At 61.3% G+C, this 25,324-nt stretch carries 19 protein-coding genes; 7 read left to right on the top strand and 12 right to left on the bottom strand.

The features are described 5' to 3' along the window. Positions 1-31 precede the first annotated feature (31 nt). Positions 32-1,621, bottom strand: a complete 1,590-nt coding sequence (locus ACQ4WS_RS01240; protein ID WP_436472927.1) for a pyridoxal-dependent decarboxylase — start codon at positions 1,619-1,621, stop codon at positions 32-34. Positions 1,622-1,786: 165 nt separating this feature from the next. Next, positions 1,787-2,863, bottom strand: coding sequence for a tryptophan--tRNA ligase (gene trpS, locus ACQ4WS_RS01235; RefSeq protein ID WP_436472926.1), 1,077 nt, complete (start codon positions 2,861-2,863; stop codon positions 1,787-1,789). Positions 2,864-3,260: 397 nt separating this feature from the next. Here trpS and ACQ4WS_RS01230 point away from each other — a divergent pair, with 397 nt between their 5' ends. After that, entirely contained in the window at positions 3,261-5,135 is a 1,875-nt protein-coding gene (locus ACQ4WS_RS01230) for a CocE/NonD family hydrolase (protein WP_436472924.1), read from the top strand. 167 nt (positions 5,136-5,302) lie between these two features. On the opposite strand, the gene ACQ4WS_RS01225 is transcribed toward ACQ4WS_RS01230, so the two are convergent. The 3 genes from ACQ4WS_RS01225 to ACQ4WS_RS01215 all read right to left on the bottom strand — a co-directional run bounded on the left by ACQ4WS_RS01225 (position 5,303) and on the right by ACQ4WS_RS01215 (position 8,271). Further along, the gene (locus tag ACQ4WS_RS01225; protein WP_436472922.1) at positions 5,303-6,124 is read right to left on the bottom strand and encodes a substrate-binding periplasmic protein; all 822 of its coding nucleotides are present in this window, start codon (positions 6,122-6,124) and stop codon (positions 5,303-5,305) included. Between the two features lie 100 nt (positions 6,125-6,224). Beyond that, a complete protein-coding gene (locus tag ACQ4WS_RS01220; protein ID WP_436472920.1) occupies positions 6,225-7,508 on the bottom strand; it encodes a TCR/Tet family MFS transporter in 1,284 nt (427 codons plus the stop codon). Positions 7,509-7,620: 112 nt separating this feature from the next. Then, a complete protein-coding gene (locus ACQ4WS_RS01215) occupies positions 7,621-8,271 on the bottom strand; it encodes an HD domain-containing protein (RefSeq protein ID WP_436472918.1) in 651 nt (216 codons plus the stop codon). A 329-nt stretch (positions 8,272-8,600) separates the two neighbouring features. On the opposite strand from ACQ4WS_RS01215, the gene ACQ4WS_RS01210 reads away from it, so the two are divergent. The 3 genes from ACQ4WS_RS01210 (at position 8,601) to ACQ4WS_RS01200 (ending at position 12,706) form a co-directional block, all read left to right on the top strand. Further along, positions 8,601-9,092: a chemotaxis protein CheW gene (locus tag ACQ4WS_RS01210; RefSeq protein WP_436472916.1), complete on the top strand. Its 492-nt coding sequence runs from the start codon at positions 8,601-8,603 to the stop codon at positions 9,090-9,092. Between the two features lie 273 nt (positions 9,093-9,365). After that, positions 9,366-10,973 (top strand): methyl-accepting chemotaxis protein, encoded by a 1,608-nt coding sequence (locus ACQ4WS_RS01205; RefSeq protein WP_436472914.1) that lies wholly within the window; start codon positions 9,366-9,368, stop codon positions 10,971-10,973. A gap of 95 nt (positions 10,974-11,068) precedes the next feature. Continuing rightward, complete coding sequence (locus ACQ4WS_RS01200) at positions 11,069-12,706, top strand: methyl-accepting chemotaxis protein (protein ID WP_436472912.1); 1,638 nt, start codon at positions 11,069-11,071, stop codon at positions 12,704-12,706. A gap of 53 nt (positions 12,707-12,759) precedes the next feature. Here the strand turns inward: ACQ4WS_RS01200 and ACQ4WS_RS01195 are convergent, their stop codons facing one another. From ACQ4WS_RS01195 to mgtA, 3 genes are read right to left on the bottom strand one after another with little or no spacing between them, the layout of a single operon-like run. Next, a complete protein-coding gene (locus ACQ4WS_RS01195) occupies positions 12,760-13,272 on the bottom strand; it encodes a ribonuclease HI family protein (protein WP_436472910.1) in 513 nt (170 codons plus the stop codon). Continuing rightward, positions 13,269-13,622, bottom strand: a complete 354-nt coding sequence (locus tag ACQ4WS_RS01190; protein WP_436472908.1) for a hypothetical protein — start codon at positions 13,620-13,622, stop codon at positions 13,269-13,271. Before ACQ4WS_RS01190 ends, ACQ4WS_RS01195 begins: the two co-directional genes overlap by 4 nt. A gap of 36 nt (positions 13,623-13,658) precedes the next feature. Further along, positions 13,659-16,343, bottom strand: coding sequence for a magnesium-translocating P-type ATPase (gene mgtA / locus ACQ4WS_RS01185; RefSeq protein WP_436472907.1), 2,685 nt, complete (start codon positions 16,341-16,343; stop codon positions 13,659-13,661). Between the two features lie 531 nt (positions 16,344-16,874). Here mgtA and ACQ4WS_RS01180 point away from each other — a divergent pair. Both ACQ4WS_RS01180 and ACQ4WS_RS01175 read left to right on the top strand, forming a co-directional pair. Then, the gene (locus tag ACQ4WS_RS01180; RefSeq protein ID WP_436472905.1) at positions 16,875-17,216 is read left to right on the top strand and encodes a hypothetical protein; all 342 of its coding nucleotides are present in this window, start codon (positions 16,875-16,877) and stop codon (positions 17,214-17,216) included. 448 nt (positions 17,217-17,664) lie between these two features. After that, a complete protein-coding gene (locus ACQ4WS_RS01175; protein WP_436472903.1) occupies positions 17,665-18,858 on the top strand; it encodes a GGDEF domain-containing protein in 1,194 nt (397 codons plus the stop codon). A gap of 694 nt (positions 18,859-19,552) precedes the next feature. Here ACQ4WS_RS01175 and ACQ4WS_RS01170 read toward each other — a convergent pair. Beyond that, positions 19,553-20,170 carry a TetR/AcrR family transcriptional regulator gene (locus ACQ4WS_RS01170; protein WP_436472901.1) on the bottom strand — a complete coding sequence of 206 codons (618 nt, stop codon included), beginning with the start codon at positions 20,168-20,170 and terminating at the stop codon, positions 19,553-19,555. A gap of 22 nt (positions 20,171-20,192) precedes the next feature. After that, positions 20,193-21,410, bottom strand: a complete 1,218-nt coding sequence (locus ACQ4WS_RS01165; protein ID WP_436472899.1) for a Bcr/CflA family efflux MFS transporter — start codon at positions 21,408-21,410, stop codon at positions 20,193-20,195. Positions 21,411-21,573: 163 nt separating this feature from the next. Here ACQ4WS_RS01165 and ACQ4WS_RS01160 point away from each other — a divergent pair, with 163 nt between their 5' ends. Next, entirely contained in the window at positions 21,574-21,741 is a 168-nt protein-coding gene (locus tag ACQ4WS_RS01160; protein ID WP_436472897.1) for a hypothetical protein, read from the top strand. A gap of 168 nt (positions 21,742-21,909) precedes the next feature. Here the strand turns inward: ACQ4WS_RS01160 and gcvP are convergent, their stop codons facing one another. Beyond that, entirely contained in the window at positions 21,910-24,816 is a 2,907-nt protein-coding gene (gcvP, locus tag ACQ4WS_RS01155; protein ID WP_436472895.1) for an aminomethyl-transferring glycine dehydrogenase, read from the bottom strand. A 118-nt stretch (positions 24,817-24,934) separates the two neighbouring features. Beyond that, positions 24,935-25,315, bottom strand: a complete 381-nt coding sequence (gene gcvH / locus ACQ4WS_RS01150) for a glycine cleavage system protein GcvH (protein ID WP_436472893.1) — start codon at positions 25,313-25,315, stop codon at positions 24,935-24,937. Positions 25,316-25,324: the final 9 nt, after the last annotated feature.

The following is a 25,324-nucleotide window of genomic DNA, read 5'->3' as shown; positions in this document are numbered from 1 at the left end:
ATCCAGTCAAGGCTGATGGGTGGGTGTTTCCTTACAAGCCCAGTTCCGCCACCAGCGCCTGGCCGATGGCGCGCTGCTCGGCCAAAATGGCGCGCAGGTGGTGGGGGCGCGTCTTGACATTCGTCATGACTACGCGCAGCACGTTGGTCGGGCCAGGGTAGCGCGTCGATTCCAGTACCGTGCGCGAGACAAAGCTGTGGCCTTGCGCCTTTTGCCGGTTTTGCAGCTTGGCATTGAGCGTATTCAGTTGCGTGTTCAGTTCGGTTGCCGCGTCCAGCTGGCCGCTGGCCAGGAAGCTTTCCATGCGCTGGCGCAAGTGCGCGGGCACGTAGCGATAAGTCAGAATGAAGGTGTCCGAGCGCGTGACGAGTTCGAAGTCCTGCTGGTCGGCCAGCAAGTCCTGCAACTGGCCACTCAGAGTGCCCGCCTGCTGCAGCAAGGTCGTGTAGCCGGACACGCCCAGCACCTTGAACGAGGTCCACAGTTTCAAGGCATCGAAGCGGCGCGAGCCTTCCAGCGAGGTCTGGCCCAGGTCGCCCGAATTGTCGCGCAAGATGTAGTTGGCGTTGTGTTTCAGCAAGTTCAAGCTGGCGCTATCCTTGAACAGCACCATGCTTTGCGCCATCGGCACCCACAGCAGCTTATGCCCGTCGATGACGACGGAGTCGGCCAAAGCAATCCCGTCGTACAGGGCGCGGTACTGTTCCGCGATCAGCAGGGCGCCGCCCCAGGCCGCATCCACGTGGAACCAGATGCTTTCTCGCGCGGCAATCGCCGCCATGGCGGCCAGCGGATCGATGGCACCCGTTTCCGTCGTGCCGGCGATGCCGATCATGGCGATGACCTTGATCTTGCGCTGTTTTAAATCGGTAATGGTGGTTTCCAGCGCGGCGATATCGATGCGGTTGTCGCGGTCGACGGCCACCAGTTGCAAGGCGTTTTCGCCCAGGCCCAGGGTCGCCAGCGCCTTTTTCACGGAGTAATGGCTGCGGGCCGAGCCGATCACGGCCAGCCCCGCATGGCCAGAATCTTGCATGGCGGCAAACAGTCCCCGCTTGCGCGTGCCGGGCAACTGCTGTTCCAGCGCCACGGCCAGCGCCGTCAAGTTGCCCATGGTGCCGCCATTGACGACATTGCCCAGCGCCCCGCTGGTGGCGGCCATCGCCTGCGTGTAGACGGCATCCGGTTGCTGGTACACCTGGCGGTGCAGCCAGCCGAGGATCTGCTTTTCGATCAGGGTCGACACATACGCCGTCTCGATCTTGACCTGGTTCTGGTTCAGGGTGGCCGTAAACGCTTCGGCCAGCACGCTGATCCAAGGCAGGGCTTGCGTCATGTGACCGATGTATTGCGGGTGGTTCAGCTGGGCCGTATTGGCCAGCACGGTAGCGTCGAGTTCTTGCAGGAATGCCGCCACGGGCATGCCGTGCGCGGGCAGGCAAGTGTCGGACAGTTGCGTCAGCAGTTCCGCGTATGGCGTGTGCGGATACGGCGTGTCGCGCTCGGCCGCCAGCCAGCCGCCCAGCATGCGCAGCGCCTGCTGCAGGGGCGCTGGTGCTTGCTGCAGCGCATCGATGGAAAAATGCTGCTGCAGCAGTTGTTCGATAGCGGAGTCGGTCATTAGCTATGTTTCAATATATGGTGACCCTAAGACAAGTGCTGGGGTCGGACCCTCAGGGTCCGACCCCAGACTCTGCTGTTGGGTTAGGCAAAAAAATAGCCCTGGCGGAGACGGGATTCTACCCGACTCCGCCAGGGCGCATCAGTTTGCTCTTGGGTTTGCTAATCAGAAATAGTTCAGGCCCAGCGCCGACTTGACTTCATCGGCCGTGCGGGCCGCCACTTCGCGTGCCTTGAAGGTGCCTTCTTTCAGCATCTGGATGACTTGCCCCTTGTCTTTGGCGAACTCTTCGCGGCGGGCGCGGATCGGCGCCAGCATTTCTTGCAAGACCAGATCCAGGCGCTTCTTGACGATGCTGTCGCCCAGGCCGCCACGCACATAATGGGCTTTCATCTCGGCCAGCGCCGCTTTTTCCGGGTCGAATGCATCCAGGTAAGTGAAGGCGATGTTGCCTTCCAAGTGGCCCGGGTCTTCCACGCGCAGGTGCAGCGGGTCGGTATAGACTTTTTTCACGGCGGCCGTGATTTCTGCCGAGGTCGCACCCAGGTTGATGGTGTTGCCCAGCGACTTGCTCATCTTCGCCTTGCCGTCGATGCCGGGCAGGCGGCCGATGTCCGGCACCAGCGCCTTGCATTCCATCAAGACTTCACGGTTGTACATGCGGTTGAAGCGGCGCACGATTTCATTCGTTTGCTCGATCATGGGGATCTGGTCTTCGCCCACGGGCACCACGCCCGCCTTGAAGGCCGTGATGTCGGCCGCCTGGCTGGCAGGGTAGGTCAAAAAGCCCGCCGGGATGTCGCGTTCGAAGCCGCGCAAACGGATTTCTTCCTTGACGGTGGGGTTGCGTTCGAGGCGCGCCACGGTAACGATGTTCAGGTAGTAAAAGGTCAGCTCGGCCAGTTCCGGGATTTGCGACTGGATGAACACCGTGGTTTTCGTCGGGTCGATGCCGACGGCCAGGTAGTCGAGTGCCACTTCGACGACGTTGCGGTGCACCTTGTCGATGTCATCCATATTGTCCGTCAGCGCTTGCGCGTCGGCCAGCATGATGAATTGCTTGTAGTTGTTCTGATACGAAACGCGGTCGCGCAGGCTGCCCACGTAGTGGCCCAGGTGCAAGGGGCCGGTCGGGCGGTCGCCCGTCAGGATCACGGATTGCGCAGCGATGGCGGCAGCGGACAATGGTGCTGCCGGGGCGTTGTCGGTATCGGGAGTATCTGGAGTATTAGGCAAGCTCATCAAGTTTCCTTTTGAGCCGCCTGCATCGGGGATGATCCAGGCTGAGCCTGTTACGCCACCGATCGAGGCGGCGTGGATCAAATTCACATCACTATAGAGTGGCCGCGCGAAAGTGAGCGGGACCACCAATTCAAGCAGGCGTGTTGTGACGGGATAAATTTCATGGCGTTATGGTTGCAGTTCGTGCGCGTTCTGTCAAGTTGCGTGCCGATATATCTGCTGCGCTGCATCAGAGGCTGGCCTACTGCAAAACTTGCTTTCCGGGTACTATTGCTCTTCGGCCACTTTTGCGTGGCATGAATCATTGGAGAACAGTATGCGCGTGTCGTCCCCCGTCCGGCTCACCGGTCTGGCCCTGGTTGTCAGTTCCCTATGCAGTACTGTGCTTGCTGCGTCCATGCAGCCGCAAACGCCGCCCATGACGCCCGATATCGGCGCCAGGCTGGTAATGCCCGACATGAATGACTACGTCAAGCGCGTGGCGATGATACCCATGCGTGACGGCGTCAAGCTGTACACGGTGATCGTCGTGCCGAAAGGCGCCCAAAAAGCGCCCATCATGCTCACGCGCACGCCGTACAACGCGGCCCGCCGCGCCCAGCGCGCGGCCAGCCCCAGCATGCTGGCCACCTTGCCGCAGGGTGACGATACCCTGGTGGAAAACGGCTACATCCGCGTGTTCCAGGACGTGCGCGGCAAGCATGGCTCCGAGGGCGATTACGTCATGACGCGCCCCGTGCGTGGCCCGCTGAACCATACCAAGGTCGATAACGTCACGGATGCGTGGGACACCATAGCCTGGCTCGTAAAAAATGTGCCGGAAAGCAATGGCAAGGTAGGCATGCTGGGTTCCTCCTACGAGGGACATACGGTGCTGATGGCCCTGGTGGACCCGCATCCGGCGCTGAAGGTGGCCATACCCATGAGCGCCATGGTCGATGGCTGGCGCGGCGACGACTGGTTCCATAACGGCGCCTTCCGCATGCCGAGCTTGTCTTACCTGGCGTGGCAGACGAGCGTGCGCGGCAGCGGCGACGCGCCTGTGACGGGCGTCTACGACGACTACGAGGCGTATCTGCGCATCGGCTCGGCCGCCGACTACGCGAAAAAGTTCGGCATCGACAAGCTGACCTACACGAAAAAGCTGTTCGAACACCCGGCCTACGACAGTTACTGGCAGGAACAAGCGCTCGACAAAATCCTCGCCAAGCGCCAGCTGATCGTACCCACCATGCACGTGGTGGGGCAGTGGGACCAGGAAGACATCTATGGCCCCTACGCCAGCTACTGGGCAATGGAGGGGCGCGACACACGCAACAACCTCAATTACCTGGCCATCGGCCCGTGGCGCCACAGCGGCGTCAACTATGACGGTTCCAGCCTGGGCGCCCTGAAGTTTGACGGCGACACGGCGCGCCAGTTCCGTGAAAAAGTCATGCAGCCCTTCCTCAATCAATATCTGAAGGATGGCGCGCCGGAGGCCAACACGGCGCCCGTGGTGTCGTACCAGAGCGGCACGAACCAGTGGCAGCGCTTGTGGCAGTGGCCGCTGGCTTGCGAGACCTGCGAGACGAAACTGACGCCGATCTACCTGCAGGACGGTTCCAGGCTGGGCTTTGCGGCGCCATCGGGCGCTGCGGATGCGGCTGAAGGCGCGTTCGATGAATACGTGGCCGATCCCGCCAAGCCCGTGCCTTTCGTGCCCCGTCCCGTGCGCCTGAGCGATGGCGACCAATGGAAGCCATGGCTGGTCAGCGACCAGCGCGGCTATGCGGACCGCACGGACGTGCTCAGCTACGTTTCCGAGCCCTTGAAAACGGCCGTGCGCATCGCCGGCGCACCGATGGTCAAGCTGTTTGTCTCCACCAGCGGTACGGATGCGGACTGGGTGGTGAAACTGATCGACGTGTATCCGGACGAAGTACCGTCGCAGCCGGCCATGGGCGGCTACCAGCTGGGCGTGGCGATGGATATTTTCCGCGGCCGTTATCGGGACAGCTTCGAGCACCCGACGGCGATACCTGCGGGTAAGGTCGAGCGCTACCGTTTCGCCTTGCCGAACGCCAACCACGTCTTCCTGCCAGGCCACCGCATCGCCGTGCAAATCCAGTCGAGCTGGTTCCCCCTGTACGACCGCAATCCGCAAACCTTCGTGCCGAACATCTTCCTGGCCCAGCCAGGCGATTACAAGAAGGCCACGCAACGCGTGTATCACGCGGCAGGGGCGGCCAGCGCCATCGAGTTGCCGATCGCGCCGCTCGACGCCCGCTAGCCACTCGCATGGGGATGGCGCCCGCCGCGATCAGGGCTGCACCCAAGGATACCAGCAGCGTGCTGAGAAAGGTATCCTTGCCCGACTTGACGATGGCGTTCTAGCTGGCGTGCAGCCGGGCGGCAAACAGGACGACGGCGACGACCAAACCCGACATGTGTATGTCCTTAGCGCGGACGTATGCTGAGCGAGAGCAGTTCCTGGCGGTGATGGCGCTGGAAGGCGTCCATCACGGAACCCGAGCGGCCCGCCTTGTCCAGCAGTTCGCGCAGGGTCGCCTGGTCTTCCGCCGTGAGCGACTTGCGCGACAGGTAGACGCCGCTCATGCCCCACGGCAATTCCGGCAGTGCTTCCAGGCGCAAGCGGTCAGCCAGACCGTACACGCGCGCATCGTTTTGCGCCACGCCGGCCAGGATGGTGGGCGCCATGATGGTGGCATCGATGAAGCCGCTTTGCATCAGGCGCGCCACGGAGAGGGCGTCGACTTCGTAGAACAGGCGTCCCTGGCTGCTCAGCTCCTTCGCCAGCGCCTGGTACGGTGCGCCATAGTCGTAGCCGCGCACCAGCGCCACGCGCAATTCGCGCCGCTCGATCAGTTCCTGCATGGTGTTGATGGGCGCGCGCGCGCCCTGTAGCGAGATCAGCAGGGGGCGGCTGCCCAGCATGGGGATGAACAGGCCATGCTGGTCGCGCCGCAAGGTGCTGCTGGCGGGGATCAGCAAGTCTGCCTTGCCAGCCTCGAACATTGCTTCCAGGCGCGCACGGGGCACGGCCGTGAAGATGAAATTGCAGCCGAGTTTGGCACCCATGCTGCGCAGCAAGTCGGGATAGATGCCGCTGATGGCGGCGCCATTGATCACCACGCTGGCGCCGATGGCCGAGACGGGCACCTGGATGTCGCGCGAGCATTGCGCGCCCGCCAGTGACGGCAGCGCCAGCGCCAGCATGGCAACGGTTCGGCGCCAGGCGCTGGAATAAAAGTCAGTCATACCCATCCTTGCTCACCATCAAATGCAGGACATCGGTAACGCCCCGCTGATTATCTCATTCTCGCCTATTTATTTCTCAAATGCAATATTATCCCGCCGACTACTTTGTGGTGGAAACCACAAGTCTTGCCTGGCGTTGCGCCTTGAAGTAGCGCCAGGCTACCAGGATGCCCAGGATTTGCATGATGGCGCACAGGTAGAAGGTGCTGCCGATGCGCCAGTCCTGCGGCGGCAAATGGCTCACTTTGCCCAGGATCATGCTGCCCAGCAAAGGCATCATGATGATGCCCAGGCTGCTGATCGATTGCAGGGAGCCCATCAGTTCTCCCTGCTCGCTGGCGTCGGATGATTTTGAGATGATGCCTTGCAGGGCCGGGCCGGCGGCAAAGGCCAGCAGGTTGCACAGGATCAGCGCATACATCATCCATCCCTGCGTCGCCAGGCCGTACAGCAGGTAGGTGAGGGCGCCCGAAGCCATGCCCAGCAAGGACAAGCGCACTTCGCCGAAACGCTTGATGAGTATGCCCAGCAAGCCCGCCTGTACCACGGCCGCGCACAGGCCCACGCAGAACAGGGCGATGCCGTTCTGGCGCGGCGTCCAGTCGAAGCGGAAATGCGTGTACAGCACCCAGGTGGTATTGAGCATCATTTGCGCAAACGTCATCAGGCCGAAGGCCAGCACCAGGCCGCGGATCTCCACGCGGCGCACCAGTTTCAGCAGGGCGGCAAAAGGATTGATGCGGGCCAAAGTAAATGGCGCGCGCGGACCCGGCGGCAGCGATTCGGGCACGCAGAAATAGCCGTAGATGAAATTGGCCGCCGACAGCCCCGCCGCCACGTAAAACGGCAGGTGCAGATTGATCTCGCCCAGCAGGCCGCCCAGCATGGGCCCGCAAATGAAACCCAGGCCGAAGGCGGCGCCGATCTTGCCGAAGCTCTTGGCGCGGTTGTCCGGCGTGGACACGTCGGAGGCGTAGGCGGACGCGACCGACATGCTGGCCGACGAGACGCCGCCAATGATGCGGCCGATGAACAGGCAGGCCAGATTCGGCGCCCAGCCTGTGGCGAGGAAATTGATGCCCATGCCGGCCATCGAGTACAGCAGCACGGGACGGCGTCCCACGCGGTCGCTGATGGCGCCCAGCATGGGCATGAAGATGAATTGCAGCAAGCCGAAGACGGCTGCCATGATGCCGTACCAGAACGCCTGGGCATCCTTGCCGCTGACAAAATCGCCGATCAGGATGGGCAGTACGGGCACCACCAGGCCGATGCCCAGCATGTCGATGAAGACGCAGACGAGGATGAAATTGAGGTTGCCGGCGCGCGCGGGCGCGGCGGGCGATGACGGGGAGTGGCTGTCGGGGCTGGTTTTATCGGACATGCATGCTTTCGGCGCGTTGGCAAAGCGCCGGCGCGTTGCAGATTTCTGCTGACGCGCGGCGCGATGCTTGCATTATAGACAGCATGGGCCATGCTGGCTATCGTCACCCATGTCAGGGCGCACACCCCCATTCCTCGGCAAAGGCGGCGCGGAAATTCGTCAGCACGGCCAGCCGCTGTTCCGCCAAGGCGCGGCCTGCCGCCGTCTGCATCTTGCCGGGTAGTTTGTCGAGCTTGGTGACGATATGGTCGAGCGCGTATGCCTTGTCGTCAAGCGGACGCTGCCGAGCCAGCGGATCCGTGCCATGCGCCAGCGCGCTATCCATGCGCGCGGCCGTGTAAAACAGGCGTGCCAGTCCCACGGCGCCCAGCGCGTCGATGCGGTCGGCATCCTGCACGATTTGCGCTTCGATGGTGTGCGGCGGCAGGTTGGCGGAAAAACTGTGCGTCTCGATGGCGTGGGCCACGCCGGCCAGTTTTTCTGCAGGGAAATCCAGTTCCGCCAGCTGGCGGCAAGCCAGCGCTGCCGCCTGGCGCGAGGCCAGATGGCGCTCGGGATGGTTTTTCGGCAGGTTGACCAGGTCGTGCAAATAGCAGGCGGCCATCACGGTGAGCGCATCGGCTTGCGCATGTTCTTGCAGCAGGACACTGGCATTGCGCCAGACGCGCTGCAGGTGGTTGATGTCGTGGGCGCTGTCATCGCCCAGGCCGGCTGTGGCCAGCGTCAGCAGGCGTGGTTGCCATTGAGAAAGCAAAGAGTGCATGGTTCAAAGACGTAAAAAGCAGGGGCCGCCAGTGTGGCATAAAACGCCGCCGCGTGCGGTGGCTTGCCCGGCACTGCGGCGTGCCGTATTTGCCACATGGATTATTTTTCAGGAAAGTATCAGCCCATCGATTGCTCTTTTTTAGTGCATGTAAAATTTACATGAGGTAACATTGCCGCACGGAAATTAGAAGCATAAGCTAATTGCGAGAAAGTATTTGCAAAAATATACAAGTTGCAGCCATTCCATTGTACATGGCTCGCCACATTCAGAGCCTGCATGCAGCGTGCCTTGGCCTGCGCTCCAGGCGAATTAACGAAAGGATTATCATGAACACCATTTCCAGCGACACTGGCGCAAGCGTTGCCAAGGCTGCCGAATACCTGGCTTTTACCCTGGGCCAGGAAGAGTATGGCATCGACATCCAGAAAGTCAGCGAAATCCGCAGCTATGAAACGCCGACCCGCATCGCCAACGCCCCCGAGTTCGTCAAGGGCGTGGTCAATCTGCGCGGCATCATCGTGCCGATCGTCGACATGCGCATCAAATTCAATCTGGGCACGCCCAGCTATGACCAGTTTACTGTTGTCATCATCCTCAATATCGGCAACCGCGTCGTCGGCATGGTCGTCGACCGTGTCTCCGACGTCACTACCCTGATGCCCGAGCAGATCAAGCCGGCGCCTGACATGGGCCGTTCGATCAACACGGAATACGTGATCGGCCTGGGCACCATCGACGAGCGCATGCTGATTCTGGTCGATATTGACCAGCTGATGTCTAGCGCCGACATGGGCTTGATCGAAAAATTAGCCGCCTAGGCCGCCAGGAAAAGTCCAGGCCAGCGTTGCATTGCCTCGCCGTACATTCGTACTGTCTTCGGCAACGCGCCTTGCCCTGAACATTTCCTGACACCCTAGTGCCGAGAGGGTTTCTTAGAAACAATTGACCCCAAGCATTGTTTGCTTTTTCTGCAAGGCACACACTAGCGCATTTCCTGGCGCACGGTTCAGCTGAACCGTGCGCCAGTTTCACTTGAGTTTCACTTTTTACGCCCGTTTCGCCATGGCATCAGCGCTCTCTAGGATAGTCACATGAATTTATTACGCAACGTCAGCATCGGTGTCCGTCTCGGACTCGGTTTTGCCGTGATCTTGCTGTTTTCCATGCTCATTACGGGCATCAGCGTCTGGCGCCTGCACGACGTGGCCAGCGCTACGCGCGTCATGATGGAGCAGCCGCTGGCCAAGGAGCGCTATATTTCCGACTGGTATGGCCGTATCGACAGCGCCGTGCGCCGCACCATCGCCATTGCCCGCAGCAGCGACACTTCGCTGAGCGGCTATTTCGCCGAAGAGTCGAAAGTCTCGTCGTCCAGCTCAGCCGAACTGCAAAAGAAGATCGAGGCGCTGATCGACAAGCCGGAAGAAAAAGCCATGTTCGCGGGCTTGCTGGAACAGCGCAAGGTGTACATCAGTTCCCGCGACCAGGTCTACAAGCTGAAGGGCGAAGCGCAGGTCGATGCCGCCAATGAAGTGTTTGAAAAGACCTTCGTGCCGGCCGCCGCCAAGTACCAGAAGATGGTGCTGGACTTGCTGGAACACCAGCGCGCCAGCATCGACACGACGGCGCGCGAGATCGACGCCGTTGCCAATGCCAGCCGCAAGCTGATGCTGGCCCTGGCCGCGCTGGCGCTGGCTTTTGGCGTCGTCTGCGCCTGGATATTGACGATGGGCATCGTGCGTCCCCTGCGCACGGCCGTGGACATCGCCCGCAAGGTGGCCGATGGCGACTTGACGGCGCAGATCGACGCCAGCGCCAAGGATGAAACGGGGCAATTGCTGCAAGCGTTGAAGGACATGAACACCAGCTTGCTCAATATCGTGGGCGAAGTGCGCAGCGGTACGGACAGCATCGCCACGTCGTCGACACAGATTGCCGCCGGCAACCAGGACTTGTCTTCCCGCACGGAAGAGCAGGCGGGTTCGCTGGAGGAAACGGCCTCGTCGATGGAAGAACTGACCAGCACCGTGAAACAGAATGCGGACAATGCGCGCCAGGCCAACCAGTTGGCGGCCTCGGCGGCGCAAGTGGCCGTCAAGGGCGGCGAAGTCGTGGCGCAGGTAGTGGGCACGATGGAATCGATCAATGCTTCGTCGAACAAGATCGTCGACATCATCAGCGTCATCGATGGCATCGCCTTCCAGACGAATATCCTGGCCTTGAACGCCGCCGTGGAAGCGGCACGTGCGGGTGAGCAGGGCCGTGGCTTTGCCGTGGTGGCGTCCGAAGTGCGCAACCTGGCCCAGCGTTCGGCCAGTGCCGCGAAAGAGATCAAGACCTTGATCGGTGCTTCCGTAGAGCAAGTCAATGCGGGCAGCATGCTGGTGGCGCAAGCCGGTTCGACCATGAACGATATCGTTGACAGCGTGCAGCGCGTGAGCGACATCATCACGGAAATCACGGCGGCCAGCAGCGAGCAAAGCGTGGGCATCGATGAGATCAACCGGGCCATCGGCCAGATGGATGCCGTGACGCAACAAAATGCGGCCCTGGTGGAAGAGTCGGCGGCCGCCGCCGAATCGATGCAGCACCAGGCGCACAATCTGGCGCAAGTGGTCAGCGTCTTTAAACTGAATGGCCAGCAGGCGCTGAAACGCCCGGCAGCGCCGCACACCACCTTGCGCATCGGCACACGCTGATGGCGCTGCGGCTGCCCCGTGCAGCCGCTTTCTGCTGTTCCTCTTTGCTGTCCCCTTTTTTCTATGGTCTGGTTCCGCTTTTTTAGGATATTCACATGAATTTGTTAAGAAACGTCAGTATTGGTGTGCGCCTCGGCTTGGGTTTTGCCGTGATTTTGCTGTTTTCCATGCTCATCACGGGCATCAGCGTGTGGCGCTTGCATGACGTGGCCATGGCCACGCGCACGATGATGGAATTGCCGCTGGCGAAGGAACGCTATATTTCCGACTGGTATTCCAAGATCGATAGCGGCGTGCGCCGCACCACGGCCATCGCGCGCAGCAGCGACACGACATTGGGCGCGTATTTCGCGGAAGAGGCCAAGCAATCGTCGGTCGTATCGGGCGAACTGCAAAAGAAAATCGAAGCCTTGATTTCCAGCCCGGAAGAAAAGGAACTGTTCCGCCTGGTGAGCGAGCAGCGCAAGGTCTATCTCGATTCGCGCGCGCAAGTGTCGAAGCTGAAGGCGGATGGCCAGGAGGCGGAAGCGGAGCAAGCTTTCCAGAATGTCTTCGTGCCCGGATCGACGAAATACCTGAAAGTGGTCAACAACATGCTGCAGTACCAGCGCACCAGCATCGACACGACGGCGCGCGAGATCGACGAGGTCGCCAAGACGAGCCGCAACTTGCTGCTGACCCTGGCCGTGCTGGCGCTGGGTTTTGGCGTCGTCTGCGCCTGGTTGTTGACGATGGGCATCGTGCGTCCCCTGCGCACGGCCGTGGACATCGCCCGCAAGGTGGCCGATGGCGACTTGACGGCGCAGATCGACGCCAGCGCCAAGGATGAAACCGGGCAACTGTTGCTGGCCCTGAAGGACATGAACACCAGCTTGCTCAACATCGTCAGCGAAGTGCGTACGGGCACGGACAGCATCGCGACCTCGTCGACGCAAATTGCCGCCGGTAACCAGGATCTGTCGAGCCGCACGGAAGAGCAGGCCGGCTCGCTGGAAGAGACGGCTTCGTCGATGGAAGAGCTGACCAGCACCGTGAAACAGAATGCGGACAATGCGCGCCAGGCCAACCAGTTGGCGGCGTCGGCGGCGCAAGTGGCCGTCAAGGGTGGCGAAGTCGTGGCGCAGGTAGTGGGCACGATGGAATCGATCAACGCTTCGTCGAACAAGATCGTCGACATCATCAGCGTCATCGATGGCATCGCCTTCCAGACGAACATCCTGGCGCTGAATGCGGCCGTGGAAGCGGCACGTGCAGGCGAGCAGGGCCGCGGCTTTGCCGTGGTGGCGTCCGAAGTGCGCAACCTGGCCCAGCGTTCGGCCAGCGCCGCGAAAGAGATCAAGACCTTGATCGGTGCTTCCGTAGAGCAAGTCAATGCGGGCAGCATGCTGGTGGCGCAAGCCGGTTCGACCATGAACGATATCGTTGACAGCGTGCAGCGCGTGAGCGACATCATCACGGAAATCACGGCCGCCAGCAGCGAGCAAAGCGTGGGCATCGATGAGATCAACCGGGCCATCGGTCAGATGGATGCCGTGACGCAACAAAATGCGGCCCTGGTGGAAGAGTCGGCGGCCGCTGCCGAATCGATGCAGCACCAGGCGCACAATCTGGCGCAAGTGGTCAGCGTGTTCAAATTGACTGGACAGCAGGCCAGTGTCAGCGGTTTGAAGGGGATGAAACGCCCGGCGGCCAAGGCGCCGCAAGAAGCGTTGCGGATTGGCCGCGCCGCCTAAGTTGCTTACCCCGTAACGGCTGGGGTCGTACCCTGAGGGTACGACCCCGGTATTTAAGCCTCTGGGGTGAAGCCGGCGATCGCCAGCTGCGACAGGCGGTCTGCCTCGCCATTCCGGTGGCGCGGCAGCCAGCGCAAGCTCACATCATTGAATTGTTTCAGCAGGGCCACCACGGTGGCCCTGTGCGTTTCCAGTCCCTTGGCGCCCTGCGGCGTCGTTCCCAGCACATCGTTGATCACCACCTGGCTGTCGCCGTACAGCAGCAGTTGCATGGGCGGTGGGCGCACGCCGAGCGCCGCCTGCAGCACGGCTATCAGGGCGGCATATTCCGCGTCGCTGCTGCTGCCATGGCCGGCCGCCTGACTCACTTCGATGCGCTCGCCGTCCGGCCCCAGCAGCAAAGCGCCTATGCCCAGCTTGCCCGGGTTCGGGTGTGCGGAGCCGTCGAACCAGCCGCGCCAGGCCAGCGGGCCGCCGTGGTCCTGGCGGCTGAGCGCCAGCTGCGCGCGGCGCGCCTGCATCTTCGCCTCCTTGCGCAGTTTGCGCGCCTGCGCTTCCGGCGTCATGGCTTGATCAGCAAAGTGTCGATGAAGCTGCCTATCCAGCACACCACCAGCACGCCAACGGCCAGCGTCATGGCGGGTCCGTCATTGGCGGACAGCGCATCGACTTTTTCCACGATCAGCTGTACGTCGAGGGGCAGGGCGCCACTGTCGATCTGTGCCATTACCTGGTCCAAACGTGCCATGATCTGGCGCAATACGAGCACCAGCGCGACCAGGGCGGGCACGAGGAAGAGGCAGCCGCGTGCCTTGCGTCCGAGCAAGAAGTGTCCGCTGCCGGGAAACACGAGGGCCGACAGCAGCAGGGCTTGCGTGCGTTTGGATATGGATGAAGATGAGGGAGAGCCGCTCATGCGCGCCTTGTGTGGGTGGAAGAGCGTTTCATCATACTATTGCCAGCCGAATTTGCGTAGGTACACGCGTTTCATGAACGTCGTCAGCACCGTGTAGCAGACGAGGATGCCCAGCAGCCAGGGGAAGTAGCCCAGTGGCAAGGCTTGCAGCTTGAAGTAGGTCGCCAGCGGGCCCATCGGCAGGAACACGCCCACGGCCATGATGATGGTGGTGGCCACCAGTAGGGGCACGGAAGCAATGCTGTCGATGAAGGGCAGCTTGGGCGTGCGGATCAGGTGCACGATCAGGGTTTGCGTCAACAGCCCCACGACGAACCAGCCGGATTGGAACAGGGTTTGCTGCTCAGGCGTATTCGCGCCGAACACATGCCACATCAAGATAAACGTGCTGATGTCGAAGATCGAGCTGATGGGCCCGAAGAAGACCATGAAGCGGCCGATGTCGCGCGGATTCCAGCTCAGTGGTTGCTGGATCAGTTCGGCGTCGACATTGTCGAAGGGAATGGCGATCTGCGACACGTCATACAGCAGGTTTTGCACCAGCAAGTGTAGCGGCAGCATCGGTAAAAACGGCAAAAAGGCGCTGGCCACCAGCACGGAAAACACATTGCCGAAGTTCGAGCTGGCCGTCATGCGTATGTATTTGAGCATGTTGCTGAAGGTGCGCCGGCCCTCCAGCACGCCTTCTTCCAGCACCATCAGGCTTTTTTCCAGCAAGATGATGTCGGCCGCCTCCTTGGCGATATCGACGGCCGAATCGACGGAAATGCCGATATCGGCCGCGCGCAAGGCGGGCGCGTCGTTGATGCCGTCGCCCATGAAGCCGACGATATGGCCATTGCCGCGCAGGGCGCGTACCAGGCGCTCCTTGTGCAGCGGGCTGAGCTTGGCGAACACGGTGTTGTCCTCAGCTGCCCTGGCCAGGGTGGCGTCGTCCATGTCGTCCAGTTGCGGGCCTTGCAGCACGCCATGCACGGCCAGGCCCACTTCGCGGCAAATCTTCGCCGTCACCAGGTGGTTGTCGCCCGTCAAGACTTTCACGGTGACGCCGTGTTCCGCCAGCGCGCGCAGGGCGGGCGCCGTCGATTCCTTCGGCGGATCGAGAAAGGCGACATAGCCGATCAGGGTCAGCGCCGTTTCATCGGCCACGCCATACACGGTTTTATGCGGCGGCACTTCCTTGACGGCCACGGCCACCACTCTTAGCCCTTCCGCATTCAGGCCATGCGTGGTATCGAGCACCTTGGCCAGCAGCGCGGCATCGAGTGGAATGTTGGCGCCGCCGAGGCGCAAATGGCTGCAGGCGGCGAGGATTTCCTCGACGGCGCCCTTGCAGATCAGTTCATGGTGATCATTCTTTTCGGAAACGACGACGGACATGCGGCGGCGCACGAAGTCAAACGGGATTTCATCGACTTTGACGTAATCGCGTGCCAGTTGCATTTCCGTCTGCAATTCCACATGGTCGAGCACGGCGCGGTCCAGCAGGTTTTTCAGGCCCGTCTGGTAATGGCTGTTCAGGTAAGCGAACTGCAGCACTTCATCGGAGGGCTGGCCAAACACGTCCGTGTGGCGCTCCAGCACGATCTTGTCCTGCGTCAAGGTGCCAGTCTTGTCCGTACACAACACGTCCATGGCGCCGAAGTTCTGGATCGCATCGAGGCGTTTCACGACGACCTTCTTTTTCGATAATTTCACGGCGCCCTTGGCCAGGGTGCTGGTGACGATCATGGGCAGCATTTCTGGCGTCAGGCCTACGGCGACAGAGAGGGCGAAGAGGAATGCTTCCATCCAGTCGCCCTTGGTCCAGCCATTGATCAGGAACACCAGCGGCGCCATCACGAGGGCGAAGCGGATCAGCAGCCAGCTGACGCTGTTGACGCCCGCTTCAAACGCCGTCGGCGTGCGCTCGGTGGCCGTCACGCGCGTGGCGATCGTGCCGAAGTAGGTGCGGTTGCCGGTGGCCAAGACCAGCGCCGTGGCGGCGCCCGAGATCACATTCGTGCCCATGAACAGCAAATTGGCCAGCTCCATCGGGTCGCGGCCCGCGCTGTCGACCAGCTCGGCCATCTTTTCCACCGGCAAGGATTCACCCGTCATGGCGGCCTGGCTGACGAACAGGTCTTTTGCGGAAAGCAAACGGCAATCGGCGGGGATCATGTCGCCGGCTGACAGCACGATGATGTCGCCCTGCACCAGCTGGCGGATGGGTAGCTCGATTTGCTGGCCATTGCGCAGCACGGTGGCCGTATTGCTGACCATGGCTTTCAGGCGTTCGGCGGCCCTGTTCGAGCGGCCTTCCTGCACGAAGCGCAGCAGGGTCGACAAAATCACCATGGTGCCGATGACGATGGTCGCCTTCGGGTCTTCCGTCAGGTAGGAAACAATCGCCAGCACGGTGAGCAGCAGGTTGAACGGATTCTTGTAGCACAGCCACAGGTGCTGGTACCAGGCCAGCGGTTTTTCATGCTCGACTTCGTTGGGGCCCGTTTGCGCGCCGATGACTTGCGCCTCGGCATCGCGCAAACCTTCCAGGCGCGTGTGCAGGCGGTTCAGGGCGCTATCGATGTCTTCATGGGCGGCGGCCAGCAGCTGGCGCGCCAGGTGGTCGGGCACGGGCCGGGCCGTGCTGTTTTCCAGCGGCATGGCGCGGCGGCGGAAGTGACCAGCCGTATGGCGCTTGCGCAGGAACGATTCGAATAAGCGGGTGAAGAGATTCATGGCTCTTCCTTTCACGACGAGGTGTTGACGGGCGGCGCAGCCGCAGGCAGGCTTGCGTGCCGTCAGCGCGCATGACAAAGCATGGCGCTGGCGGGCAATCCGGGTCAGTAGCCGGTCGCGATCGGAAAGAGGGAGGAGGCGCGCGGCCAGACTGGCCGCACGAGACACCGCACCTTGCTCAGCAAGGCACGGAGGAAAGAGAGTTCCGCGTTGCTTGCTGTTTAGCTGCCGAGGCAATCACCGATACAAGATCGGCTACTGTCACTAGAACAAGTACCCACGTGGGACTCCGTAAATGAATAATGAGGGCATCTTATGGATGCGCTGCAAGGGTGTCAACTGAAGAAATCTTAGGTTTCCAAAGTGTAATGTGGGTGTGGGCGGGCATGCTAGTGGGGGCCGGAAGCGGCCATTCGCGTTGATGTGACAATGTGTTATTTTTTCCGCCTGGCAATCCGTTATGCTCGGGTACGCTGATGGGCTAGAAATAGCCGTGGTAAACGCTATGCAGATACAGAAAAACAAATGACTATGGAATTGATCGTCGGGGCAATAGTAGCCGGACTTGTTGTCATGCTCTTTGCCGGCAAGTACTTTTCTAAAAAACTACCCAAAGAAACACATTTCGAATGTGCCCGTTGCGGCACGCTTGCACGCCATACCGATCGAACCATCGACGCCTGGCGTAACAACAAAACCACATTCTTTTGCCAGTCCTGTCATATTAAATGGGTACGTGCCAGGGCGCTACGAGAGCGCGAGCGCAACACTTCTCTTGCAGGTTCCGGATCCGGATCCGGATGCCTTGGCGTTGTTGTGCTGTTTGCCGTCGTTCCGCTGGCTGGCTTTCTACTGGTGCACGCGTATGCCTGACCCATTTCTGGCGTGGTGCGCCTTGCCAGAAACATCTCCTTCCTTTCCAGCTTCTGGGATGTTGCTGCTCAGTATGTCTGGAAACGGGAAGATGACTGTTTTACGGCGAGCAGCATTGGCAGCGACGAATGTCTTTCGGCCTATTGTTTTGAATAAGCCGGGCGGCAACAATTTCGGATGGTCTCACACCTCCAGGCAAGCGGAGATTGTTCGCTATCAACGATGAACGACAAAATCGACGTTGACGCAGCCGAGAAATATCACCCAGTTGATTCGACCTTAGCGCTCGGCCAAGAGCATACGGTCGCTTTATCAAGGAGAAACAGCTTACGCACGCTAGCCACGAATTCGGTCGGACCCCCAAAGAGAGACAGCAAACTAAAACTTCTTCAGGTAAATTATTGTCGTTTTTTATGTGGATGCAGGTTTATTGGGATAATGCGGCCCCTTGGCTTACTTTGAAAGTGCGATAGTGGCTATAACGGACGTATCGACCCTATTCTTCGGCATGACACTTAACCTGTCGATCATGGCCGTGGCGTTGCCCTATTTTATGGGGCGGGTGAACCGTGCTGCGCGCTATGCACAAGCCGGTATCATATTGCAAACTGCAGGTTGGATTTTCCTGCTGTGGTCAAGTACTTTTGAACGGGGCGGCTGGGCCGACCACCTATTGTCAACGATGGCAATGGGCAGCGTCTCGGGCGGCATGGTATTCAACGCCATGGCCTTTCAATTGTGGTACGGCCGTAAGGCGAGTGCTCGCATTCCAGCCGCCATAGCCGTACTGATGACAGTCGGCTACTGCATCGGTTTTTCCGACTATCCGTTCAGGGTAGGCTGGGCGAATGGCCTGCTGGCATTGCAGATTGCAACCATCATAGTTCCCCTGTGCCGTGCGCCACAGGTGGCAGTTGGACGCTGGCGTTGGCTATTAATCATATGTCTTACAGTTCAGATGCTGGTACTTGCCGGCCGTGCCGTGCTGGGTGCGTTCTACACCGCTGAGTTTCCGAATTTTTTTGGGCCGTACCTGATCAACCGGGTGTTTGCCTTGTCATCGAACTCGATGATGATGATGTCGGTGGTGGCCATCCTCCTTGCGCACCGCGACGAGGCGGCCCGGGAACTGGAACGGCTGGCTACGCTAGACGGTCTGACCGGCGCCTTGAACCGCCGCGCCTGGATACTAAAGTCCGAAATCGACCTGGCCAGAAGTTTGCGATACAAGCAGCCGCTCGGCGTGTTGATGCTTGACCTCGACTATTTTAAGCAAATCAACGACAAGCACGGCCATGCCGGTGGCGACAGGGCGTTGCAAGTTTTCGTCACTGGCTTACGGGCTGTGAGCCGTACCGGAGATATGTTCTGTCGCTACGGCGGCGAGGAATTCTGCGTGCTACTCAACTGTGCCGACCTCGATTCGATCATAGCTTACGACGAACGCATGCGGCAGTGGCTGGCGCTGCATTCGCTCAACGAACTGGGTTTTGCCCTCTCTTACAGCGGAGGCATCGCCATGCGTATGCACAATACCGACACCATAGAGAATATGCTTGAGCGTGCCGACGTCGCCCTCTACAAAGCCAAGTCGCAGGGGCGTGGCTGTACGCTTGCCAGCTCGGAAGTTCTCTGCGCATAAAACGGTGGTTTTTTATGTCTGTAGCCCTTGCAAAACTGTTCACCCGCGACGGCATGGCGCTCCACAGCGCGCGACGCCAGCCACCCAGCCTTAGGGCTTTGCGAGGAATTGCGCAGTACCAGAGACCTTTCTCGTTTTGCCCAACTTCAAGGCTTACAAGCTGCATTTTTGTGAGCGGAAGCCAGGAAATATCGAAGAAAAGGAGCAGCAATTCTTCCCCCAACCAAGAGTGCCTCGCCATGCGATCCCGATCTGCGGACGGACGGTCGCCAATTCCTGGCCGGGCGACTGAATATTCAACAGGCGTTTGCTACCCTATTGATGGAGAAAATTGATGGGGATCGATCAAAGTCCGTTCAATGCCGACTAATTGCTGAATTTCCTCGCAAAACGCGAACTCGAAACGCGCATGCTGATTTGGACCTTGAATATCGATCTGACGCCGGTGTATGCGATTGAACCAAGCGAGCCATCCGCGCGCGACACTTATGCGCTGCTGAGATCAAAGTTGTGCGTCTGATTTTTGGATCGATTGAAACGCCCGCTTTGTGGCGCAAGCGGAACTTCGCATGCGCAGTTCCGGCAGCAAGCCTTACCACATTTGAATCTGGCAAACCCGTGCTGTCGAAGAGTCGATGGCAGCCTGTGTCAGACCTGTTCGTCGGTACACAGTGTGGCTGCAAGCTATAACGCTTCAGGACGATTGCGCCGCCATCGCCATCGCCAGCGAATCGGAGAGGATCTGCCACAAGGCCGCGTGGCGCTGCTGCAGCGCGGCGCCGCCCGCGTAGATCAGCTCCACGTGCAGGCTGTCGACGATACCCAGGTAGGCTTGCGCATACAGGTCGAGGCGCAGGGGTGCCAGGGCGGGCGCCATGCGGCCCAGGCTGGCCACGTAATACTGCTGCAGTTGCGCCAGCAAGGCTTCGTAGCCTGTGCCGACTTCGATGCGCAGCGTGGCGGGCGGCAAATACGCCGTGCGCAGCAAAAAGCGCAAATGGGCCGAATCGGCGTAGCGCTGCGCCATGCGGTCGCAGTACAGCGAGCCGGCGAGCTGGCCGCCGGGTGCCGTCAGCGACGCTTCATCGGCGAAACAGGCATCCATGAAGGCTTGTTCTTCGGCAAGCGCGTCGGCAAACACGTCCAGAAACAGGGCGTCCTTGCCGGCGAAGTGCGAATACAGCGACGCCTTGCGCATACCCGCCTGCCCGGCGATGTCGCTGAGGGACGAAGCGTCGTAGCCATGTTCGGAAAAGTGCACGACGGCGACGGCACAGATGTTATCGGCCGAGGCCGAGCGTTTTTTCATCATTGGGGTCAGTGTGAGTGAGGCGTCAGTGCGCTCCCAGGCTGCTGGCATGGACCGGATGGACGCGTGCAGTGGCCAGGGTCAGCCATGATACCAGCAGGCCGGCCACCGTCAAGAACAGTAGCCAGGGCAGCGGGCCCCATTCGGACAGGCTGGCCGCCAGCGGTGTGGCCAGCGATGACAAGGTCATCTGGATGGCGCCCAGCAGGGCGGCCGTGGAACCGAGTGCGCGCTGTTGCGAACCCATGGCCATGGCCATCAGCGCCGCTTCCGCGATACCCAGGCCAAACAGGGCCACGAACATGCCGGGCACGACGGCGACGATGCCGAAGCCCGCCCACGCACCCAGCAGGGCCAGTACGGCGCCGCCCAGCATGGCGGCGCTGCCCGCCACGCAGAGGCGCGCCACACCGTGCTGTTCCACCAGGCGGCCGCTGGCCATGGCGCCCAGCAGCACGGCCACGCCCGTGGCGCCGAACACCAGGCCGAAGCTGCCGGCGGACAAGCCGAAATCGCGCTGGTATACCAGCGACGCTCCGCCGATATAGGCAAACAGGAAAAAGAAAGTGGCGGACAGGGCCAGCGCGGGCAGCAGGAAGGCGCGGTCCAGCGCGATGCGCGCATACGTGCGGTGCAGGCCGCGCGGCGAGACCCGCCTGGTGACGGGTAAAGTTTCCAGCAAGAACAATGCGCTATTGAGCAGCGTCAAGGCGCCCAGCGCGGCCAGGGCCAGCATTACGGCGCGCCAGCCATAGTGCGCGTCGAGCAAGCCGCCGACGGCCGGCGCCAGCACGGGCGCCAAGCCGACGATGGTCATCAACAGGGCAAACAGCTGGGCCGCCTGCACGCCATCGGCCACGTCGCGCACCATGCTCATCACCACGACCAGGGTCAATGCCGCGCCCAGGCCCTGCAGCAAACGCGCCAGCAGCAGGGTGGTCAATTGATCCGCCTGCGCCGCCCACACGGCGGCAAGAATGTAGACGCCGATGCCGGCCAGTAGCGGACGGCGCCGGCCCAGCATGTCCGTCAGTGGGCCGCACAGCAACTGTCCGCCGCCCAGGGCCAGCAGGAAGACGGTCAGGCTCAGTTGCACATTCGCATACGAGGTGTGCAGCTCGCGCGCCATGGCGGGCATGGAAGCGAGGTACATGTCGATGCCTGCCGGGCCGAGCACGGCCACCAGGGCCAGGGAAGCCGCCAGCCCAAGACTGGCGGCGGGAAGAGTGGTTTGCTGCTGCATTGCGATTCCTTCGTGTTGTTAAAAAACCGGGCATGGACGCCGTCGTGTTTTTTATTGTACACTTACTTCCTACCGGTAGGTAGGTTGATCAATCAATGAAAAGGATGAGACCAATGAAAGAAGAAATCATGGCGGGCGCATTGCCGTTGCGGGGAGAACTGGCATGACGGAAGTGGGGATTTCGCTCAGCGGCGTGGCTGTCGCGCTGTTGTTTGCCGCGTGGAGTTCGCACCGCAGCCGCTGCGAGCGGCGCGATGTCATGTTGCTGACGATACTGGGCACCATGCTGGGGTTGCCGGGTGCGGCTTTGCTGGCGTTGTCGGTCGCGTAGGTCGGATTAGCGTAGCGCAATCCGACAACATTGTTGGCGAGGCCGGTGGTGGTGTCGGATTACGCGCTCACGCGCTAATCCGACCTACCCTTGCGGGCATGAAAAAAGGCAGGCCGTCTGGCCTGCCTTCCTGTCGCTGGCACGCCCGCCGAAGCGGGCGCGTGGCGTTTACTCCTCCTCGTACGAGCTGATCGGTGCACAGCCGCAGAACAGATTACGGTCGCCATACACGTTGTCGGCGCGGCCGACCGGCGGCCAGTATTTGCGCTGGCGCAGGGACGCGACGGGGTAGGCTGCGATTTCGCGGCTGTACTTGCGTTCCCAGTTGTCCGACATCAATACCTGTGCCGTGTGCGGCGCGTTCTTCAAGGGGTTGTCGTCGTGGTCGAATTCACCGCTGGCGACCTTGGCGATTTCCGCGCGGATGGCGATCATGGCGTCTATGAAGCGGTCGATTTCTACTTTCGATTCGCTTTCCGTCGGCTCGATCATCAGGGTGCCCGGTACGGGGAAGCTCATGGTCGGCGCATGGAAGCCGAAGTCCATCAAACGCTTGGCCACGTCTTCGTTGCTGATGCCGGTGGCGTCCGTGATCGGGCGCAGGTCCAGGATGCACTCGTGCGCGACCAGGCCGTCATGGCCCGAGTACAGCACCGGGTAGTGCGGCGCCAATCGGCGCGCGATGTAGTTCGCCGCCAGGATGGCCGTCTCGGTCGCTGCGGTTAATCCCTCTGCGCCCATCATGGCGATGTACATCCACGAAATCGGCAAGATGCTGGCCGAGCCGAATGGCGCGGCGCTGACGGCGCCTATACCCGCATCGGCTACGTCGCGCCGGTAACCCGTAGAACGCTGGTTCGGCAGGAATTTCGCCAGGTGGGCGCCCACGCCGATCGGGCCCACGCCCGGTCCGCCACCGCCGTGCGGGATGCAGAAGGTTTTATGCAGGTTCAGGTGCGACACATCGCCGCCAAACGAGCCGGGAGCGGCCACGCCGACCAGTGCGTTCATGTTGGCGCCGTCGATGTAGACCTGGCCGCCGTGCGAGTGGATGATTTCGCACAGTTCCTGGATGCCTTCTTCAAACACGCCGTGGGTGGACGGGTAGGTGACCATCACGCAAGCCAGGTTGGCGCTGTGCTTTTCCGCTTTCGCTTTCAGGTCGGCCAGGTCCACGTTGCCGTTGGCGTCGCAGCTGGTGACCACCACCTGCATGCCGACCATATTGGCCGAGGCGGGGTTGGTGCCGTGCGCCGACGATGGAATCAAACAGATGTTGCGGTGGCCTTCGCCGCGCGATTCGTGATACGCCTTGATCACCAGCAGACCCGCGTATTCGCCCTGCGAGCCGGCGTTCGGCTGCAGCGAGACGGCCGCGTAACCCGTCAGCGCGCACAGCATTTCTTCCAGCTGCGCAATCATTTCGCGGTAGCCCACGGTTTGCGCGTCTGGCGCGAACGGGTGGATGTTGGAGAATTCAGGCCAGGTGACGGGAATCATTTCGCTCGTCGCGTTCAGCTTCATGGTGCACGAGCCGAGCGGGATCATGGTGCGGTCCAGCGCCAGGTCCTTGTCGGCCAGGCTGCGCAGGTAGCGCAGCATCTCGTGTTCCGAATGGTAGCTGTTGAAGACGGGGTGGGTCAGGTAGGCGCTCTCGCGCGCCAGGTTTGCCGGCAGGGCGCTGGTCACATTTGCTTCCACGCTGTCCAGGTCAGGCGCGGCAGGTGCGTTGGCCAGGCCGTGCGCGAACACCTTCCACAGCAGCGCGATATCGTCGCGCGTGGTGGTTTCATCGAGCGACACGCCGACGTGGGTGTTGTCGATCTTGCGCAGGTTGACGCCGTGCTGCATGGCCGTCGCGTGCAGTTGCGCCGCATCGGCAACGTTGACGGTCAATGTGTCGAAGTAGCTCGCGTTGACGACGCCGTAGCCCAGGGTTTTCAGGTTGGCGGCCAGCACGCCCGTAAAGCGGTGCACGCGCTGGGCGATCTGCAGCAGGCCGGCAGGGCCGTGGTAGACGGCGTACATCGAGGCCATCACGGCCAGCAGCACTTGCGCCGTGCAGATGTTGGATGTGGCTTTTTCGCGGCGGATATGCTGTTCGCGCGTTTGCAGGGCCAAACGATACGCCTTGTTGCCTTGCGCGTCGACGGTCACGCCCACCAGGCGGCCCGACATATTGCGCTTGAATTCATCGCGCGTGGACAGGAAGCCAGCGTGCGGGCCGCCGAAACCGAGCGGTACGCCGAAGCGCTGGCTGTTGCCGACAACGACGTCGGCGCCCCATTCGCCAGGAGGCGTCAGCATGGTCAGGGCCAGCAGGTCGGCCGCGACGATGACCATGGCGCCATGCGCGTGCAGTTTTTCCACGCCGGCGCGGTAGTCGCGCACGACACCGTTGACGCCAGGGTATTGCAGCAGCACGCCGAAGCACGCGTCCAGCGATTCAATCTCTTCAGGTTTAACGACGCGCACCTCGATGCCGATCGGCTGGGCGCGCGTCTGCACCACTTCCAGCGTTTGCGGCAGCACGTCATTGGCGACATACAGCACGTTCGATTTCGATTTGCCCACGCGCTGGATCAGGGTCATCGCTTCGGCGGCGGCCGTGCCTTCGTCCAGCATCGAGGCGTTCGAGATGCCCATGCCCGTCAGATCGGTGATCACTTGCTGGAAGTTCAAAATCGCTTCCAGGCGGCCTTGCGAAATCTCGGGCTGGTAAGGCGTATAAGCCGTGTACCAGGCCGGGTTTTCAAAGATGTTGCGCAACACGACGCCAGGCGTAAACGTGTTGTAGTAGCCTTGGCCGATCAGGGATTTCAGCACCTGGTTCTTGCCGGCGATGGCTTTCAGGCGCGACAGGGCTTCCTGTTCCGGCATCGGCTGCGAGTACGCGCCCAGGGGCAGGGCGCCCTTGTTGCGGATGTTGGCCGGTACCAGGGCGTCGATCAGCGCGGCGCGCGATGGATAGCCGAGGGTCGCCAGCATGGCTTGCTGTTCGGTGGAAGAAGGGCCGATGTGGCGGGCGATGAAGGCATCGCGTGCTTCGAGTTGGGTCAGGCTGGTGCGGGTCATGATATAGAGGCCAAAAAAGACTGAAAAACCGGGATGCGGCGCGCGGGCGCAGCGCCGGGGCATAGCTACAAAATTAAATGCAAACGGGCCGCAATTGCGGCCCGTGAGTCAAACGCGATTAGGCGCTGGTGGTGGCGCCATAGGCGGCAGCGTCGAGCAAGCCGTCCAGGGCCGACACGTCGGCTGGCTTGATCTTGAACAGCCAGTTGGCGTAGGCGTCGGCGTTGATCGACTCTGGCGAGTTGACCACGTCGTCGTTGACGGCCACGACTTCGCCGGCGATCGGCGCGTAGATGTCGCTCGCTGCCTTGACCGATTCCACCACGGCGGCGTCGTCGCCCGCGCCATAGGTATTGCCCACGCTTGGCAGTTCGACGAAAACGATGTCGCCCAGGGCGTCCTGCGCGTACTCGGTGATGCCGACGGTGATGGTGCCGTCGCCTTCAAGGCGTACCCATTCGTGGGAAGCGGTGTACTTCAGGTCTGCAGGAATGTTCATGTGTGGCTC

Origin of the sequence: Janthinobacterium leeuwenhoeki, from assembly GCF_051380795.1 — a bacterium.
GTDB lineage: Bacteria > Pseudomonadota > Gammaproteobacteria > Burkholderiales > Burkholderiaceae_D > Janthinobacterium.
The sequence above is the reverse complement of the archived record's forward strand: the minus strand, read 5'-3'. Positions and strand labels throughout refer to the sequence as shown.